Source organism: Dietzia sp. SYD-A1 (assembly GCF_015356725.1).
Classification (GTDB): domain Bacteria; phylum Actinomycetota; class Actinomycetes; order Mycobacteriales; family Mycobacteriaceae; genus Dietzia.
Genome location: NZ_JADDKI010000134.1, coordinates 1 through 885 on the forward strand (window position 1 = coordinate 1; position 885 = coordinate 885).

Annotated in this window: 2 protein-coding genes; one reads left to right on the forward strand and one right to left on the reverse strand. The window is 70.4% G+C overall.

Translation table 11 applies throughout. The annotated features are described in order from the left end of the window. Positions 1-291 (forward strand): hypothetical protein (locus IY392_RS06315; protein ID WP_194860786.1); only part of this gene is annotated, 291 nt, incomplete at its 5' end. Positions 292-358: 67 nt separating this feature from the next. Here the strand turns inward: IY392_RS06315 and IY392_RS06320 are convergent. After that, positions 359-885, reverse strand: a 527-nt coding sequence (locus IY392_RS06320) for an OmpA family protein (RefSeq protein WP_194860787.1), incomplete at its 5' end; no start/stop codon positions are given.

An 885-nucleotide genomic window follows, 5' to 3' on the forward strand; every position in this document is an offset into this window, starting at 1 on the left:
GTCCCCGACCCGACGAGTCTGGTTCGCAAGCACCTCGACACACTCGTCCGCGCCTTCGACCCCGACTTCAGCAAGGACGATCTGCCCGAGGACTGGAAGATCCGTGAAACCGGTCGGGCCTGGCCGGTGCACGTCAGCGATTGGCTCACCATGCTCCGGTGGAAGAACCAGCCCCTCGCCAACCAGACGGCCGAGATGCCCCCCGCGAGACACCGCGACAGGTACCCGCTGCGCTGGATTTGCGACATCTCCCCGCCGCAGTACCCACACGATCCCCTGGAGCTGGAATAGGGAGAGCCGGCCTCGGTGCTTGGCCGTCAGGCCGTGGCCGGCTCCCCCCGATCTACGCCGAGGCCTGTCAGCTCAGCGAGAGTCGGACGGTGCGGTTGCGGGCGGCGGCGGCGGGGATGAGGTTTCCGGCGGCGTCGAGGTCGGGCACGAACTCGGGGAAGTTGGTCCCGACCCCGGACAGGGTGAGCTGGTCGGGACGGACGCCGTGCGAGCGAAGGGTGTCGGCGACGGTGCGGGCTCGAGCGGTGGACAAGTCGATCGGGTCGGGTCCCCCGGTGCCGGGCTGGCCGGACGAACAGGTCCCGGTGATCGTCAGATGGGCCGTAGGAGTGGCCACCAGCTGCTGTGCGATGGGCAGGAGCACCGCCTCGGCCGAGTCGGGATCGAGGTAGCTCGCCTCGTTGGGGGTGAACGGCAGGACGTCCGAGCCCAGGGTCACCGTGGAGGAAGGCGCCAGGTTCAGCGCCGGGGGGACGGCTATGGTGACGGTGTCGACTGCCGGCGTGGCCGTGGCCGCCGTGCTGCGGGGGGACGGGTTGACCACGGCAGTGCAGGCGGCGTCGCCGGCTGCGGCGATCGCGGTGTAGATGGCCG